This is a genomic window from Neopusillimonas aromaticivorans (assembly GCF_030344915.1).
In the GTDB taxonomy this organism is placed as follows: Bacteria; Pseudomonadota; Gammaproteobacteria; order Burkholderiales; family Burkholderiaceae_B; genus Neopusillimonas; species Neopusillimonas aromaticivorans.
In genome coordinates this window covers 1,322,107-1,337,406 of sequence record NZ_CP128233.1, presented here as the reverse complement: position 1 = coordinate 1,337,406, position 15,300 = coordinate 1,322,107, and the positions used below count along the sequence as shown (strand labels likewise).

General features: G+C 59.7%; 17 protein-coding genes and 3 pseudogenes. 8 read left to right on the top strand and 12 right to left on the bottom strand.

All coding sequences use genetic code 11. The annotated features are described in order from the left end of the window. Positions 1-34: 34 nt before the first annotated feature. The 4 genes from N7E01_RS07175 (at position 35) to N7E01_RS07160 (ending at position 4,385) form a co-directional block, all read left to right on the top strand. A complete protein-coding gene (locus N7E01_RS07175; RefSeq protein ID WP_289175200.1) occupies positions 35-1,006 on the top strand; it encodes an autotransporter-associated beta strand repeat-containing protein in 972 nt (323 codons plus the stop codon). Next, the gene (locus N7E01_RS07170) at positions 981-2,354 is read left to right on the top strand and encodes an autotransporter outer membrane beta-barrel domain-containing protein (RefSeq protein WP_289175198.1); all 1,374 of its coding nucleotides are present in this window, start codon (positions 981-983) and stop codon (positions 2,352-2,354) included. The genes N7E01_RS07175 and N7E01_RS07170 overlap by 26 nt, the downstream gene beginning before the upstream one ends. 164 nt (positions 2,355-2,518) lie before the next feature. Continuing rightward, positions 2,519-3,658 carry an O-antigen ligase family protein gene (locus tag N7E01_RS07165; RefSeq protein ID WP_289175194.1) on the top strand — a complete coding sequence of 380 codons (1,140 nt, stop codon included), beginning with the start codon at positions 2,519-2,521 and terminating at the stop codon, positions 3,656-3,658. 265 nt (positions 3,659-3,923) lie between these two features. After that, complete coding sequence (locus N7E01_RS07160) at positions 3,924-4,385, top strand: hemerythrin domain-containing protein (protein WP_289175192.1); 462 nt, start codon at positions 3,924-3,926, stop codon at positions 4,383-4,385. A gap of 78 nt (positions 4,386-4,463) precedes the next feature. On the opposite strand, the gene N7E01_RS07155 is transcribed toward N7E01_RS07160, so the two are convergent. After that, positions 4,464-5,228 (bottom strand): ATP-grasp domain-containing protein, encoded by a 765-nt coding sequence (locus tag N7E01_RS07155; RefSeq protein WP_289175189.1) that lies wholly within the window; start codon positions 5,226-5,228, stop codon positions 4,464-4,466. Positions 5,229-5,534: 306 nt separating this feature from the next. On the opposite strand from N7E01_RS07155, the gene N7E01_RS07150 reads away from it, so the two are divergent. The 4 genes from N7E01_RS07150 to N7E01_RS07135 all read left to right on the top strand — a co-directional run bounded on the left by N7E01_RS07150 (position 5,535) and on the right by N7E01_RS07135 (position 7,682). After that, positions 5,535-6,467, top strand: a complete 933-nt coding sequence (locus N7E01_RS07150) for a DMT family transporter (protein WP_289175187.1) — start codon at positions 5,535-5,537, stop codon at positions 6,465-6,467. Between the two features lie 113 nt (positions 6,468-6,580). Beyond that, the gene (locus tag N7E01_RS07145; RefSeq protein ID WP_289175185.1) at positions 6,581-7,051 is read left to right on the top strand and encodes a hypothetical protein; all 471 of its coding nucleotides are present in this window, start codon (positions 6,581-6,583) and stop codon (positions 7,049-7,051) included. Continuing rightward, positions 7,024-7,254 carry a DUF433 domain-containing protein gene (locus N7E01_RS07140; protein ID WP_289175183.1) on the top strand — a complete coding sequence of 77 codons (231 nt, stop codon included), beginning with the start codon at positions 7,024-7,026 and terminating at the stop codon, positions 7,252-7,254. Before N7E01_RS07145 ends, N7E01_RS07140 begins: the two co-directional genes overlap by 28 nt. Further along, positions 7,254-7,682, top strand: coding sequence for a DUF5615 family PIN-like protein (locus tag N7E01_RS07135; RefSeq protein WP_289175182.1), 429 nt, complete (start codon positions 7,254-7,256; stop codon positions 7,680-7,682). The genes N7E01_RS07140 and N7E01_RS07135 overlap by 1 nt, the downstream gene beginning before the upstream one ends. Positions 7,683-7,716: 34 nt before the next feature. Here N7E01_RS07135 and tatC read toward each other — a convergent pair whose 3' ends face one another. The 11 genes and pseudogenes from tatC to hisD all read right to left on the bottom strand — a co-directional run bounded on the left by tatC (position 7,717) and on the right by hisD (position 15,209). Then, positions 7,717-8,481, bottom strand: a complete 765-nt coding sequence (gene tatC, locus N7E01_RS07130; protein WP_289175180.1) for a twin-arginine translocase subunit TatC — start codon at positions 8,479-8,481, stop codon at positions 7,717-7,719. Further along, positions 8,478-8,966, bottom strand: a complete 489-nt coding sequence (gene tatB / locus N7E01_RS07125) for a Sec-independent protein translocase protein TatB (RefSeq protein ID WP_289175179.1) — start codon at positions 8,964-8,966, stop codon at positions 8,478-8,480. The genes tatC and tatB overlap by 4 nt, the downstream gene beginning before the upstream one ends. A 42-nt stretch (positions 8,967-9,008) precedes the next feature. After that, positions 9,009-9,238, bottom strand: a pseudogene (gene tatA / locus N7E01_RS07120) (Sec-independent protein translocase subunit TatA). A gap of 245 nt (positions 9,239-9,483) precedes the next feature. Further along, a pseudogene (locus tag N7E01_RS07115) lies at positions 9,484-9,848 on the bottom strand (histidine triad nucleotide-binding protein). Positions 9,849-10,066: 218 nt separating this feature from the next. Further along, positions 10,067-10,402 carry a phosphoribosyl-ATP diphosphatase gene (locus N7E01_RS07110; protein WP_289175175.1) on the bottom strand — a complete coding sequence of 112 codons (336 nt, stop codon included), beginning with the start codon at positions 10,400-10,402 and terminating at the stop codon, positions 10,067-10,069. A gap of 101 nt (positions 10,403-10,503) precedes the next feature. After that, entirely contained in the window at positions 10,504-10,932 is a 429-nt protein-coding gene (hisI, locus tag N7E01_RS07105) for a phosphoribosyl-AMP cyclohydrolase (protein ID WP_289175173.1), read from the bottom strand. An 18-nt stretch (positions 10,933-10,950) separates the two neighbouring features. Continuing rightward, the gene (gene hisF / locus N7E01_RS07100) at positions 10,951-11,817 is read right to left on the bottom strand and encodes an imidazole glycerol phosphate synthase subunit HisF (RefSeq protein WP_289175171.1); all 867 of its coding nucleotides are present in this window, start codon (positions 11,815-11,817) and stop codon (positions 10,951-10,953) included. An 18-nt stretch (positions 11,818-11,835) separates the two neighbouring features. Next, complete coding sequence (gene hisA, locus N7E01_RS07095; RefSeq protein ID WP_289175168.1) at positions 11,836-12,564, bottom strand: 1-(5-phosphoribosyl)-5-[(5-phosphoribosylamino)methylideneamino]imidazole-4-carboxamide isomerase; 729 nt, start codon at positions 12,562-12,564, stop codon at positions 11,836-11,838. Positions 12,565-12,613: 49 nt separating this feature from the next. Beyond that, a complete protein-coding gene (gene hisH / locus N7E01_RS07090; protein ID WP_289175166.1) occupies positions 12,614-13,270 on the bottom strand; it encodes an imidazole glycerol phosphate synthase subunit HisH in 657 nt (218 codons plus the stop codon). Between the two features lie 5 nt (positions 13,271-13,275). Further along, the gene (gene hisB, locus N7E01_RS07085) at positions 13,276-13,863 is read right to left on the bottom strand and encodes an imidazoleglycerol-phosphate dehydratase HisB (RefSeq protein WP_289175164.1); all 588 of its coding nucleotides are present in this window, start codon (positions 13,861-13,863) and stop codon (positions 13,276-13,278) included. Between the two features lie 39 nt (positions 13,864-13,902). After that, a pseudogene (gene hisD, locus N7E01_RS07080) lies at positions 13,903-15,209 on the bottom strand (histidinol dehydrogenase). Positions 15,210-15,300 lie beyond the last annotated feature (91 nt).

Here is a 15,300-nt window from a genome sequence, read left to right as displayed (position 1 = left end):
GGCGGTTCGGAAGTTGGTGTATCGGTGGTTTGGCATGGGGCATGTTGGCCGTGACCCCGCAACCGGCAATTGGGGGCAGGCGATGACAACGCCGGCCCCTTTTGTTTTGGGTGACGAGGTTTGGGAAATAACGGCAGCCCCTTATGTGGATACCCGTGATTTTCTGGTGGGTGAAGCGGCCGTCATCGCGGTGCAGGCGCAAGGTAACGCTAGGTTGACCGGCACTATCGCCAATGTGCCGGGGTCGATGGAAGGCCTCATCAAACTGGGTGCCGGCGCCTTGACACTGGCGGGGCAAACAACGGCGACGGGTGTGACGCGGGTGCTGGACGGAGAACTGGTGGTGGCCAGTGATGAAGCGATCGGATACGGTGGTTTACAGGTCAATGCGGGGGCTGCCCTGACCTACGCACCGGGGGTGACGGTGTCGGGCAATACCCAATTTGAAGCGATGACGCTGGCTGAGCAACCGATTCCTCCGGGCTATGCGGCGGTCTTGCCTGACAGTGCGGCGCCGATACGCTGGCATGTTGATCGTGGGCAGGCCACTCATACGGGTGTCCTGGCGGGGCGGGTTCCATTTGAAAAAACGGGCGCAGGGCGATTGGTGCTGGGACATGATGCGTTGGGTTACAGCGGGCTGGCTCATGTCAGGGAAGGAACGTTGGCAGTCAACGAGTTGTTCTCCGGTGCCGTCCAGGTCATGTCGGGGGCGCGGCTTGAGGGAACAGGGTCAGTGGCCTCGGTCTGGGTTCGCGACGGCGGGACATTGGCACCGGGGGCCAGCATTGGTGTGCTGACGATTCCCGGCGACTTGCGTTTTGATACGGGCGCGACACTGTCGCTTGAAGTGGCTCCGGACGGGCGTCACGATGCCGTGGCTGTCGGAGGTCAGGCGACCCTGGCCGGTGATGTGCAGGCCTTGGCCGAGGCGGGCGACTGGCAGGCGTCGACGCAGTATCGCTTCCTGACGGCAACCGGTGGCACTGGGTGGAACGCGGTTTGATCGGGTCAGCAGCAATTTTGCGTTTTTGACGCCGACACTCAGCTATGACGCGTCATCGGTCACGCTGACGCTTGAGCGCAATGACGTGCCGCTCAGTGATGTCGCAGAGACACCCGAGGCGGCTGTAGTGGGCGACATTATTGCTGCCGATGAGCCTGTGACGCCGGATCCAGCGCATGACGCGGGGGTTCCCGCGCCCGAAGTGGCCGTCGTTCCTGGGGCCGGGCTGGTCATTACACCGTCACCCGAGGCGGTGGCCTTGCCTGAACCCGTTGACGCGCCGGTGCCTGCAGCGGTTGTCGTTTCACCTGCAGCGTCCGTCCCTGATGCCAGTCCAGTGACACGTAAAGACCTCCCGCAACTGTATGACGCCATCGTTGTGCTTGATCGCAGCGAAGCCCGGAAAACCTTATCGCAGTTGGCCGGGAGCTGGCCGGCGACTGTGCGAGGCAGTCTTCTGGAGGACAGCCGTTTTGTGCGTGACGCAGTGTTGGGCGAGGCCTTGTATCGTGCGCCCGGTTCTTCCGGGGTATGGGCAAACGTCTATCAGGCGCAGGGCCATACGAGGCAAGAGGCCGTTGTACCGGGCTACGCACGCCTGTTGCGCGGCCTGACGGTTGGCGCGCGTCACCTGGTCAGTCATGCCCTGACATTGGGTGGGTTTACGGGTGTCCAGCAGCGTCAGATCACTCAGCGCGATGGCGCTGGCGACGCCCGGTCAATGGTACGCAGCCTGCACGCCGGTGTTGATCTGGCTTGGCAGAACGATACGGTGCAGTGGCATACAGGGGTGGCGGCGGAATGGCATGAGGTGAGCGCCCGTCGTTCTGTACGCATGGGGCGTATGAGCCATGCGTTGCACACGGCGTGGCGCAGCCGTACCCTGCAATGGTTTGGTCAGATGGTCCTGGCACCGGCGGCCGTCATTCAGCCATTCGTGCAGGTTGCTCTGGTGCATCAACACAGTGCGGGTCATGTGGAATCGGGTGGGCCTGCGGCCTTGCGTTATACCGGGGCGTCTGATGTGGCTGCTTACGCGTCGCTGGGGCTCAAGGCCGTCAAGGCGTTTCGCACCGCATTGGGCGAGGCCCAGGTTAAGGGCGAGCTGGCTTTGCGTCACCGTCGCGGTTCCGGTGCATTAGCGTCAACGGCCATGTTTCGTGACAGTCAGACCGCCACACCCTTTGTGACGCATGGGCGCAGCATGCCGGCCAACGCCCTGACTGCCCGGGTCATGGTGTCGACATCCTTGGGTCGGCAAGGGCAGTTGAGCATTGGTTATGCCGGGGTCTTGTCACCGGGCTGGGTTGATCATGGCGCGATGTTGCAGATCCGGCACCGGTTCTAGCCATCCGATTTCGGCTCATTTTTGTGTGGCACAGCGCTGTCTGCGGTTAACATACGAGGGCGATTGTCATGTCGTTTCATACGCTCGCCCATGCCGGGCTGCAGGCCGCTTTCGTTTTCCGGATTTTCGTCGGGCTTTTCTCAGCGTTTTTTCCATTTATGTATTTGATTCTTGCCCTCTTGCTGGCTGTACAGCCCTTCGCAAACCTGAACAGCTCCAAAACGCCCAGTGGCCTGTTCTACGTCACGCTGGCCGTTTGTCTGATCCTGCTGGTACAACGTCGTTTTGCCGGTGCCGGGCAGCTGACGCGTGATTACCAATGGGTGGTGGCCTCGTTCTCGGTGTTGTTGCTGGCGGTAGCGGGTTCCTCGCTGTATTACGGCGATTGGGCCGGCGCTAATGGCGAGGGTGCAATCCGGTTGTTTTTCGGGTTCTGGGTGGTTTTGCTGGCCCTGACGTATGTGCCCTACAGGTATCTGCAATGGGGAGTAATGGGTATCGCTGTCGCCGGAGTGATCTCTGCGGCCGTGGTTCTGACGTTGACCTTGCCCGATTTTGTTCGCCCGGATACGCCGGCCCACAATGCCGTCACCTACGGTAACTATATGGCCTACATGGCTGTTGTTGCGGCGTATTCGTTGGGGTGGCAGCAAACGCGATGGCCCCGCGCAGAGCGGGTGCTCAAAGCCTTGGCGGCTGTTATTTCTTTGGCCGGATTTGTGTTGACCCAGACCCGTTCGGGTTGGGTTGCCATGCCGGTATTTGTGCTCGTGGCCGTCGCGCTGTTCGTTGGGTGGCAGCAGTGGCGCCGGGCGCTTGTCGCTGCGATGGTGATGCTGGCGGCGTTGGTGGCCGTTTTCGCCAGCAGCGATATCATGCGCGACAGGGCTGTGCTGGCGTATGACGAAGTTGTCAGTTGTCGGGACAGCAATTATCTAGAGAATTCGTCGATTTGTGTACGGTTGCAATTGTATCGGGCATCGGTTGATATGTTTGTCCAGCATCCGTTGGCGGGGTTGGGTGATGGCAGCCGCTTCCAAGAGACCATGGTCAACGATTCCCACCCCAAAGGTCTGGTAGGTGATTTTGTTGTGGGCGTCGATGACTATTTTGGCGAACCCCACAACGATTTGCTGTTCATGCTGGCTTCATTTGGCTTGCCGGGGTTTATGGGGTTATTGCTGGTTTACCTTGTCCCATGCGGGTATTTTTTGAAACGTCTGGGGCAGGTGATACCTCAGCCAGCACGCGTGGCGGCGGCCATGGGGCTGGCGCTATGTCTTGGCTTTTGGTGTTCGGTCTGACCGAGACAATGTTCCGACGCATGCATACGTTAAGTTTTTACGCTGTTTTTGTAGCCGTATTCTTAAGTCTCTCTGACCCGCGTCGGTACAGTGTTGGTAAGCCTGGCGTTTAACTTGATTTTTGGTCGCTGCCAGCCGTATTTTCGAGGTGTCTTTTGTCGGTAGACATGGCGCTATGGACGGTGGTCGAAGTGGCAGCTAGTATAGCGGCGGTTACGGTTTTTGCTATGATGGCAGACGCTGTTTAATTATCGAGATTGCCGCTATGCCTACCGACACCCCTGCCGATGACCTGGTCTGGACCGACGCCTTTCTGGTGGGTTTCGAGCCCATGGACGAAACCCACCGCGAGTTCGTTGACATTACCAGTGCATTGTTGAAAGCCGACGATGCCGATTTGCTCAAACACCTGAAGGCCCTTATTCAGCACAGCGAACGGCATTTCTCGCAAGAAGAGCACTACATGAACACCACGGCTTTTCCGGCCCGCGATTGCCATACGAAAGAGCACAATGCGGTGTTGGGTTCCATGCGGGAAGTGGCCGACTACCTCGAAACGGGCGGTAATCCGGCCGAGGCACGGCGGTTGGCGGTTGAACTGTCACGCTGGTTTCCCGGGCATACCGATTATCTGGACGCGTCGTTGGCCCAGTGGGTGGCCAAGAAACAGCTGGGGGCCGTACCCATTGTGGTGCGTCGTGGTGTAGCCAACCATCAGGCTGATTAAGCGCTGCCGGACACACGCGGTTCAGTCGCCGTTGCAGCCCTGGGCGGCGGCTGTCTGTGCGCAGGCCGGTGGCGGCCTTTAAAACAAAGTGACGTGGCCGGGCTTGATCAGTTGAATCCAGCGGTCACGCAGCATGTCAAGATAGGTTTCCGGCGGCAGCGAGCCAGGGTAGTAGGCCATGGCCCAGGCGTCATTCACGGTAACCAAGGCTGTCTTGCCGTTATCCAGCACGCCCACGTCAAGCGCATAGGCAATGGGGGCGTCAAATGACAGGTCGGCAATCATCAGCCTGATGGCGTTGATGTCGGGCTCGGGGGCCGAATCAAGCCCCTTGTCATAGCGCGCTGCGCCTTTGATAAGCCCCCGATGAATATAGAAGCGCCATTCCGACTGCCAGGCAATGGGCGACGCCACCCATACGGGGAATTCACGCGGCAGTTTCCGGATCAGTTCAAGGTCGTTGCGTGCCGTGAGTACGGTATCGTGGGGGGCGGCGTGTTCGCTGGTGAGCTGGTCAATCAGTTTGACCTCTTCCATGCTGTAGACCCCGCCCCTGAATGTTTTGGTCGAGATGGCGGGTTTGATGAACCATTCGCCGCTGGTGGGCAAGTCACCCTTGCGCCGTGGCGTAACTTCGCGGTGTAACCATTTCTGCAGGCGTTTGGGGTAGTTCAGTGCGGCGGGCACTTTGATGCCGGCCAGCCCCATGGCCTTGCGCAGGAAATCAACTGAACCCACCGGCGTTGCCCCTTGCTTGAGTACGCTTGCTGCCGAAGGTAATTGTTCAAGACTGACACTTGAATACGGCCAGTTGCGTGTCATACAGGTGGAGATGCACGTCATGACCTCTACGGAGCTGGGGTGATTAGGTGTAGCCTGAACGAGGTATTGGCGCAGCATGATGGGTTAGGGGCAAGGGGTCAGTAAAGCAAACCGAGTTTAACGTGAAAATTCATAACGAAGGCGCGCGGGGTGGTTGGGCCGCCTCAACGTGCGTCAGTGCGCTGCTCATTATGTCCTGCTTGCGCGTTTGAAACAAGCTTGTAACCAGTTCTCGGCTACCTTTTTTGCGTGTCCTTTGGTATGGTTGCAAACGCCACAACACGACAGCCGGGAGTGTTGGCACCATAAATAAAAGAAGGGAAGGGGATGCAAACTCGTAAGGCCATTGATACGCGTGCGGTCAGTATCATGACGGTGCTGTGCATGATCTGGGCATTTCAGCAAATTGCCATCAAGGCCGCTGCACCCGATATTGCGCCAATCCTGCAGATTGCCCTGCGGTCGGGCATTGCCATTGTGCTGGTGGGCTTGCTGATGCTGTGGCAACGGGTGCCCTTGTCATTGGCCGATGGTGGCTGGCGCCCGGGGCTGCTGGTGGGTTTTTTGTTCGCCCTTGAGTTCTGGCTGATTGGTGAAGGGCTGCGTCACACCACGGCATCGCACATGACGGTGTTTTTGTATACCGCGCCGTTTTTTGCCGCCATCGGCCTGCATTGGCGGTTGCCTGAAGAGCGTCTGGCACTGGTCCAATGGTTCGGCATTTTCATTGCCTTTATTGGTGTGGCCATGGCGTTCTTTGGGCCTGATGCCAGCGACAACCCGCGTCAGGCGGCCGACATGCTGTGGGGCGATTTTCTGGGTTTGCTGGCCGGGGCGGCCTGGGGCGCAACAACCGTGGTCATCCGCTGCTCGAAACTATCCAATACGCCGGCCACGGTTACGCTGATGTATCAACTGGTGGGGGCGTTCGTGTTATTGCTGGCCGCTGCGTTTGTCATGGGGCAGGCCCGCATCAACTTCACCCCGGTGGCCATTGGCAGCGTACTGTTTCAGGGGGTTGTGGTGTCGTTTATTACCTTCCTGACCTGGTTCTGGTTGCTGCGCAACTATCTGGCGTCACGGCTGGGCGTGTTTTCGTTCATGACGCCTATGTTCGCGATTGTGTTCGGGGTCTGGTTGCTGGATGAACCTCTTGATACCCGTTTCCTGGTGGGTGCGGTACTGGTGGCCGCAGGTATTGTGCTGGTCAGCGGGTATGGCTGGTTTGTGCAATTGAAGGCCCGTCGCCGGGGGCTTTGACCTGTTGGAAGGCCCGAAAATCGGCAGGATAACATTGCTGCTGAAAAGTCCGGGTTAGTACCTTGCCATGTATAATTATCCGATATTTCGGAATTGTTTATATGGAGGTACACATGGCAGTGACGATGCTCACCGTGTCTACCGTGGAAGCTGCCTTTTTGGCAGACTTGCCACAGCGGAAAATCAATCAGGTCGTTGATGACGACATCCTGCCCGCACGCCTTTATCAGGTCAACTCACGTGTCCGGCGCTTCATGCCTGTCGCCGCTGCGCTGGCCAAGTTCTATTTCGGCGCAGAAAAGGTCATGGCAGCGCATGCCAGAAAGCAGGTCATGGCTGAACTCGTCAAGCGCATTCATGCCCTGCCACCGGCACAGACACGCCAGATACTGGCCTTGGCGTCTGCCGGTGCAGAAACCACCTGGCATGTGCAACCGCTGGACTGTGTCGATGTCAACCTGGCCGGCTTTGTCCGGCAAACCATGGAACGTTTCCACGTCCTGCAGCAAGTCAACGACGCCATTGAAAGTACCCCTGACATCATGCAGGGGCTGCCGTGTTCAAGGGTTCTCGTGTACCGGTAGGTTTGGTGCTGGGCTTTCTTCGCCAGGGTGATACGCTTGAAGCGCTGAAGCAAGACTACCCGTTCCTCACCCCCGAACTCATCGAGCTTGCCCGCGTGTACGAGGCGTTGCATCCACAGCGTGGTCGCCCGCGCACGCTGGCACGTCAATTCCCAGCCTGGCAGGTTGAGCACAAGGCCATTCGCCCGGGTGCCCATGCCTGATGCAAGATCACAAACTGTTTATTGACGAATGCCTGTCCCCGTCGTTGGTGCGGCATGCGGTAGCAGCGGGCTACTATCAAACCACCTGTGTACGCGACCGAGGCCTGTCGGGAACATCAGACGCCAAGCTGGTGCAGCTTCTGGTGCAGGAAGACTTTATTCTGGTCACCCACAATGCGTGCGATTTCAGGGGTGTGCCGCCTGGGTCAGGTGGGCTTTACGCCCAACTGGCCATTCATGCCGGGCTGGTCTGCCTGAATAGCGAGGCAGACATCAGTCGTTGCATCATGGAGCAGCTCTTTGTAGAGGCGTTGAGCGAGCTGGGTCGCCAGCCTGACCTTATTAACCGTGTGCTGGAGGTGACCTTCCGGCAAGACGGGCACATTGAAACCACGATTTACGCGTTACCCCAGGAGTCGGCGAGCTGAACAACCAGCTACAGGCGCTTTTGGCCCTGAGGTGTCATCCCGCTGTTTCTGTTTCATCGGCCTCGGCCTGCAGCGGTTTCATGCGGCTGGCGATCAGAAGCCCTACCTCGAACAGCAAACACAGTGGCACTGCCAGCATGAACTGGCTGATGACGTCGGGCGGTGTGACGACGGCAGCGATAATGAACGCCCCGACAATGACGTACCCCCGACCGCTGCGCAGTTTGTCAGCAGTGGTGATGCCGGTTTTGACCAGAAGCACCACGGCGATGGGCACTTCAAAGGTAATGCCGAAGGCCAGGAACATGGTGATGACGAAGCTGACATAGGCTTCGATGTCGGGCGCCGGCGTGATGGACTGGGGTGCAAAACCCGCAATGAATTCAAACACGGTTTTGAAGACGACAAAATAACAAAAGGCCATGCCCAGCAAGAACAAAATGGTGCTGGATAAAATCAGCGGCAGGGCCAGACGTTGTTCGTGTTTGTAAAGGCCCGGAGCCACGAAAGCCCAGGCCTGGTACAGCACAACCGGGAGCGACAGCACGAAGGCGGCCAGCAGGGTGACCTTGATGGGCACCATGAACGGCGTGATGACGCCGGTGGCGATCATGGTGGTACCGGTGGGCAGTGACGCCAGCATGGGGGCGGCCAGAATGTCATAGATGGCCGAGGCGCCCGGATACAGGAACAGCACGATGAACACCACCAGAATGGCGCCAACGGCGCGCATCAGGCGGGTGCGCAGTTCGATCAGGTGCGAAACAAAGGTGTCGGTGCTGCTGTCTTCGGTGGTCACGGCGATGTTCCGGTGTTGCTGGTGGACGAGGCGGCCGCAGGTTTGGCCGCCTCAGACGGTGTTTCTGTGCCGGTTGCCGTGTTGTTGGCGGCGGTGCTTGTGCTTACGGCTGGCGTATTGCCAACAGGTTCGGGTGGCGTTGCGCCTTCTTGGCCTTCAAAATCAACCATGGACGCCTGCAGCGACTTGCCGGCATTTTCGACGGCCTTTTGCGCTTCGAGCATGGGGTTGGCGATGGTGCGCGAGGCGTCGTCAAGCGAGGCTTGTACCGAGCTGCGGGCTTCGTCAAACTGGTTTTTAAGGTTGTTCAGGTCGCCTGCATCCATTTCGCGTTTGATGTCGGTTTTGACATCATTGACGTAGCGCTGCGCGCGCCCCAGCAGATGGCCCAGGGTACGGGCCACCTTGGGCAGGCGTTCGGGGCCGATGACGACAAGGGCAATCATGCCGATGACCATCAGTTCGGTGAAGCTGATATCAAACATGACGGTTAACCATTAGGGGTGAATGCAACACAGCCCTGTCGGTCAGGCATCTTTCTTTTCTTTGGCTTGCACGTCGATGGTGCTGTCATCCTGGACTTTCTGGGTAACGGCTTCTTTTTTGTCATCGGTGGCGGTGGCGTCAGCCATGCCTTTTTGAACCCTTTGACGGCACCGCCCAGGTCTTCACCCATGTTGCGCAGTTTTTTGGTGCCGAAAACGAGGGCCACGATGACCAGAACGATTAGCCAGTGCCAGATGCTGAAGGTACCCATGATGTGATCTCCGTGCAGCGGATAACGCTGCGAATAGTGGTGTTGTCGTGTGTGCGGGTGGTTTCAGGGCCACCGTTTCAGGTTTCAATGACAGATAACGAACAGTTTACTGTGTTTGCCGGTGTGATGGCGGGCCGTCGGGGCGTTGCGGGTTGCGGCTTGGCCTGGTCACCCGTTTGCCGCATGCTGCCGTCGGGCCGCCGTCGCCACCTGGCGATTTTGGCGCTGTCGTTGCCTTGGCCCGTTTACGCCGCCGGAGCGACGCGCTTGTCCCAGGGCGTGGGCCGCCCAGAATATGAAAGTGCAGGTGAGCGACCTCTTGGCCACCATCGGCACCGCTGTTAGCCACCACCCGGAAACCGCCGTCGGGGCCGGGACGGCAACCGTTTTCGGCAGCAATTTTCGGGATGAGCGACATCATGCGCCCCAGCCAGCCGGCATCGGCCTCGGTGATGTCTTGCATCGAGGTGACGTGGTGTTTGGGAATGACCAGCAGGTGTACCGGTGCTGCAGGGTTGATATCGTGGAAAACCAGGAGTTCGTCGTTTTCAAAAACCTTGCGGGACGGGATTTCACCGCTGACGATTTTGCAGAACAGGCATTGGGTCATGGCAGATACGGGGCGATACAAAAACAGGGTTGAAACGGGCGGCCGGCCAACGAGGCCTGCCGCAGCGACACAGTGTATACGACCGTTTCGATTTAAGCAGCTAGGGTATGCCTTAGGATTGGCAAGCGTATGTGCCGGCGCTGTCGCGCAAGTGGATCGGGTGCACGCTTTTTCAGTGAACCCGTGCGCAGTTCACGATGCCATAATGCCTGGGGCCCTTAGGGCGCCCGCGAGGCCTTCTCAACGATGCCTGACGTGCCTTCGCGGCGGGCCAGTTCGTTCAGGATGTCTTCCGGGCGAATACCGAAATGGGCTAGCACGACCAGGCTGTGAAACCAGAGGTCGGCGGTTTCATAGATGATTTTTTCACGCGATTCGTCTTTGGCCGCCATGACCAGTTCGGTGGCTTCTTCACCGATTTTCTTCAGGAAGGCGTCCGGGCCTTTTGCCAGCAGGCGGGCGCTGTACGAGGATTCCGGATCGCCGCCATTTTTGGGCAGGCGGCTTTCCAGGGTGTCGGCCAGGCGGGCCAGGATTTCATTGGCGTTTGTCATCAGTTTACGCGGGAAGTCCCGGCTTTCAGGCCGGGGTGATTGACGGAGGTTCCGGTCGGTACGCCGTGTGCGGCCGGTTTCCCGGCGGCGTCGGCACCCTGTTACTTGTAAATATGCTCGGGGTCTTTCAGGACGGGGTCGATGCTGTTCCAGACGGCATTATCTTGGCCCGGGTTGTCTTTGCCGACGGGCTGGCCGGCCGTGTCGTCGAGCCGCCGGTAGAAGCAGCTTTCGCGTCCGGTGTGGCAGGCAATGCCACCTTCTTGCTTGACCTTCAGCAGAATGACATCGGCGTCGCAGTCGAGACGGATTTCACGCAGTTGTTGTACGTGGCCGGACTCTTCGCCCTTGCGCCACAGGCGCGAGCGCGAGCGCGACCAGTAGACGGCGCGACCGGTCGCCACGGTTTCGGCCAGTGATTCGGCATTCATCCAGGCTACCATCAGGATCACGCCGGTGTCGGCGTCCTGGGCGATGGCAGGAATCAGGCCTTGTGCGTCAAATTTGATGTCGGTAATCCAGGCGGTCATATTCTGTGCCCCCGATCTTTACAGCCGAACCGGAATGCCGTGGCGGGCCATCAATTCCTTGGCTTCGCGCACGGTATGGTCGCCGAAGTGGAAAATGCTGGCGGCCAGAACGGCACTGGCCCGCCCTTCGCTGACACCGTCCACCAGGTGTTGCAGGTTGCCGACACCACCTGAAGCGATGACGGGTACGGGCACGGCATCGGATACCGCCCGGGTCAGCTCCAGGTCGAAGCCCGATTTGGTGCCGTCGCGGTCCATGCTGGTCAGCAGGATTTCACCGGCGCCATAGGCGGCCATTTTCTCGGCCCATTGCACGGCATCAATGCCGGTGGCTTTGCGGCCACCATGGGTGAAGATTTCCCACCGGGGCGCCTCGCCTTCGGCGCTGACGCGGCGGGCGTCAATGGCCACCACAATGCATTGTGAACCATGATAATTGGCCGCTTCGCGAACCAGTTCGGGGTTGCTGACGGCCGCGCTGTTGATGGACACTTTGTCGGCGCCGGCATTGAGCAGGCGCTGGATGTCGGCCACCTGGCGCACGCCGCCACCCACGGTTAGCGGGATGAAGACCTGCGAGGCCACGGCCTCGATGATGGGTAGAATCAGGTCGCGATTGTCACTGGTGGCGGTGATGTCAAGGAACGTGAGTTCGTCGGCGCCCTGTTCGTTGTAGCGCCGGGCGATTTCAACCGGGTCGCCGGCATCTACCAGCCCGACAAAGTTCACCCCTTTGACCACGCGCCCTGCGGTCACGTCGAGGCACGGGATGATGCGTCGTGTCAGACCGGTGTCGGCAATGGCGGTAGCCGTAGGGTCGGTTGCGCCGGGCGTGCCCGCAAGCCCGGGCGCCCCACGAGCAGCTGAACCAGATGAGGATGTCATTCTGTTTCGCCGTTCAGTTCATCCGCCAGGGCACTGGGCCTCGGCGAAATCGAGCGTACCTTCGTAAATGCTGCGGCCCAGAATGGCACCCTGCACCCCTTCTTCCTCAACGGCGCACAACGCTTCGATATCGCGCAGGTCGGTGACGCCGCCCGAGGCAATGATGGGAATGCTGACGGCCTGGGCCAGTTTTACGGTGGCGTCGATGTTGACGCCCGACAGCATGCCGTCACGGCCGATGTCGGTGTAGATGATGGCTTCGCAGCCGTAATCTTCGAACTTGCGGGCTATGTCGTAGACGTCGTGGCGGGTGAGTTTGCTCCAGCCATCGGTGGCGACTTTGCCATCGCGGGCATCGAGGCCCACGATGATGCTGCCGGGGAAGGCGCTGCAGGCATCGCGCAGGAAGCCGGGGTCTTTGACCGCTGCGGTACCAATGATGACGTACGAAATGCCGATGTCGAGGTAGCTTTCGATGGTGTTCAGGTCACGAATGCCCCCGCCGATCTGTACGGGAATTTCGTCATCCATGGCCCGCAGGATGGACTTGATGGCGGTCAGGTTCTTCGGTGTGCCGGCAACGGCACCGTTCAGGTCAACCAGATGAAGACGCCGAGCGCCTTGGTCGAGCCATTCTGTGGCCATGGCGGCGGGGTCTTCCGAGAAGATGGTGGCGTCGGCAAGATCGCCCTGGCGCAAGCGTACGCACTGTCCGTCTTTAAGGTCGATAGCGGGGATGAGAAGCATGATCTGGGTCAGTCAAACGAAAGAAAGGGTGGAAAGTTGGCGTAACCGCTTAGGGGTTCCAGTCGACAAAATTGCGATACAGGCGCAAGCCCGGATCAGCACTTTTTTCGGGGTGAAACTGCACAGCAAAAATATTATCGGCAGCCACCGCGCAGGTAAAGGTCAGGCCGTAGTGTGTTTGCCCTACGGTAAGTGCCGGGTCGGTCGGTACCGCATAGTAACTGTGTACGAAATAGAAGTGCGTGCCATCGTCGATACCGTTCCAGAGCGGGTGCGCCCGGGTTTGCTGCACCCGGTTCCAGCCCATGTGCGGCACTTTCAGCAATTCGTGGGCCTCGTCGCCGTGCTGGCGCGATGAGGCAAATTGTGGCCCCTGAAATTTCTTGACGCTGCCGGAGAACAGGTTCAGGCAGGGAGAGTCGCCTTCTTCGCTGGTGGAAAACAGCATTTGCTCGCCTACGCACACGCCCAGCAGGGGTTTGGTACGGGCGGCTTGCAAAACGGCATCGCGCAGCCCGGATTCGTTCAGGGTGCGCATGCAGTCGGGCATGGCGCCCTGGCCGGGGAACACGACGCGCGAGGCCGCAGTGATTTCGGCCGCACTGCGGCAGATGCGTACGTCGGCGTCGGGTGCGGCCGCTTGCAGGGCACGGGCAACCGAGTGGAAGTTGCCCATGCCGTAGTCAACAATGGCGATGGTATTCACGATGCTTACAGAACGCCTTTGGTGGATGCCACGACGCCGCTGGCACGCGGGTCAATTTCGGTGGCCATGCGCAAGGCGCGGCCAAAGGCCTTGAACACGGTTTCGCACTGGTGGTGCGAATTGCTGCCGCGCAGGTTGTCGATGTGCAGGGTGACCAGTGCGTGGTTGACGAAGCCCTGGAAGAACTCTTGTGTCAGGTCGACGTCGAAGTGGCCAATGTGCGAGCGGGTGAAGGGCACGTTGAATTCAAGCCCGGGGCGACCGGAAAAATCAACCACCACGCGCGACAGGGCTTCATCGAGCGGCACATACGAGTGGCCGTAACGACGCAGGCCTTTTTTGTCGCCAACCGCAGCGGCAAAGGCCTGGCCCAGGGCAATGCCGACGTCTTCAACGCTGTGGTGGTCGTCGATGTGGGTATCACCATCGCAATGGATATCGAGATCGATCAGGCCGTGACGGGCGATCTGGTCGAGCATGTGGTCGAGAAAAGGTACACCGGTATTGAGACTTTGGCGACCGGTGCCGTCAAGGTTGATGGCCACGCGGATGCGGGTCTCGTTGGTATTGCGGGTAATTTCGGCGGTACGCATAGTATTCTGTATAAAGCGGGGCCGCAGCCCTGGCTACGTTCAGGAGTCGGTGTTCAACCGGTATTCGGCGCTAAGGGCGTGGGCTTGCAGGCCTTCGCCATAGGCCAGTTTGGCAGCAATTTTGCCCAGGGTTTGTGCGCCGTCGCGCGAAACCTGGATGAGGCTGCTGCGTTTCTGGAAATCATACACCCCAGGGGCGATGAGAAGCGCGCGGTGCGCGAGGTGGGCAGGACGTGGTTTGGCCCGGCGCAATAGTCGCCCAGCGATTCAGAACTGTAACGCCCCATGAAAATGGCCCCGGCGTGACGGATTTTTTCGGCAACCGCTGTCGCATTTTCGGTGGAGATTTCAAGGTGCTCGGGGGCGATGTCGTTGGCGATGGCGCAGGCTTCGTCAAGGTCTTTGACGTGGATGAGGGCGCCGCGGTTGGACAGGCTGGTGCGAATGATGTCGGCGCGTGGCATACCGGGCAGCAGGCGCTTGATTTCGGCTTCGACCTGGTCAAGGTAGTGCGCATCGGGGCACAGCAAAATGGATTGCGCCAGCTCGTCGTGCTCGGCTTGCGAGAACAAGTCCATGGCGACCCAGTCGGCCGGGGTGGTGCCGTCGGCAATGATCAGGATTTCGCTGGGGCCGGCGATCATATCGATACCGACCGTGCCGAAAACACGGCGTTTGGCGGCAGCGACGTAGGCGTTGCCGGGGCCGACGATTTTGTCGACCGGCGCAATGGTTTCGGTGCCGTAGGCCAATGCGCCAACGGCCTGTGCGCCGCCAATGGCCCAGGCGCGGTCAACACCGGCAATGGCGGCGGCAGCCAGCACGATGGGGTTGCGTACGCCGTTGGGTGTGGGCGTGACCATGACAACTTCGGCGACACCGGCCACCTTGGCCGGGATGGCGTTCATCAGGACCGATGACGGGTACGCGGCTTTGCCACCCGGAACGTACAGGCCGACACGGTCGAGCGGTGTGATTTTTTGCCCCAGTACGGTGCCGTCGGCTTCGGTGTACGACCAGCTTTCGGCGCGTTGACGCTCGTGGTAGGCGCGCACGCGCAGGGCGGCGGCTTCGAGCGCGGCACGCTGGTCAGCCGGCAGGCTATCAAGCGCCGCGTGCCATTCGGATTTTGGAATTTCAAGCGCCGCAACGGATTCGGCCTGAACATGGTCGAACCGCTGCGTAAACCCCAGCAAGGCCTGGTCGCCATGTTCGTGGACCTGCCGGAGAATATCGGCGGTCGTGCGCTCGATGGACTCGTCTTGCGAGGCATCGAAGGCCAGCAACTGGCGCAGTGTGGCTGCGAAGTTTTCTGAGGCGGAACTGAGGCGTTTGATGGACAACATGGTGACCCTGACAGCAAAGGTGAAGCTAATACTATGACAAAAAAGGACAATGGGGTCAAAGCGGCGGGCTGCAAGCCGGCCCGCAGCGGTG

Bases quoted from the DNA above. Each gene is read 5' to 3' on its own strand.
- N7E01_RS07175 (WP_289175200.1), top strand. From the start codon at position 35: ATGGGGCATGTTGGCCGTGACCCCGCAACCGGCAATTGGGGGCAGGCG.
- N7E01_RS07160 (WP_289175192.1), top strand. From the start codon at position 3,924: ATGCCTACCGACACCCCTGCCGATGACCTGGTCTGGACCGACGCCTTT.
- N7E01_RS07155 (WP_289175189.1), bottom strand. From the start codon at position 5,228: ATGACGTGCATCTCCACCTGTATGACACGCAACTGGCCGTATTCAAGT.
- N7E01_RS07150 (WP_289175187.1), top strand. From the start codon at position 5,535: ATGCAAACTCGTAAGGCCATTGATACGCGTGCGGTCAGTATCATGACG.
- N7E01_RS07145 (WP_289175185.1), top strand. From the start codon at position 6,581: ATGGCAGTGACGATGCTCACCGTGTCTACCGTGGAAGCTGCCTTTTTG.
- N7E01_RS07135 (WP_289175182.1), top strand. From the start codon at position 7,254: ATGCAAGATCACAAACTGTTTATTGACGAATGCCTGTCCCCGTCGTTG.
- tatB (WP_289175179.1), bottom strand. From the start codon at position 8,966: ATGTTTGATATCAGCTTCACCGAACTGATGGTCATCGGCATGATTGCC.
- N7E01_RS07110 (WP_289175175.1), bottom strand. From the start codon at position 10,402: ATGACAAACGCCAATGAAATCCTGGCCCGCCTGGCCGACACCCTGGAA.
- hisI (WP_289175173.1), bottom strand. From the start codon at position 10,932: ATGACCGCCTGGATTACCGACATCAAATTTGACGCACAAGGCCTGATT.
- hisF (WP_289175171.1), bottom strand. From the start codon at position 11,817: ATGACATCCTCATCTGGTTCAGCTGCTCGTGGGGCGCCCGGGCTTGCG.
- hisA (WP_289175168.1), bottom strand. From the start codon at position 12,564: ATGCTTCTCATCCCCGCTATCGACCTTAAAGACGGACAGTGCGTACGC.
- hisB (WP_289175164.1), bottom strand. From the start codon at position 13,863: ATGCGTACCGCCGAAATTACCCGCAATACCAACGAGACCCGCATCCGC.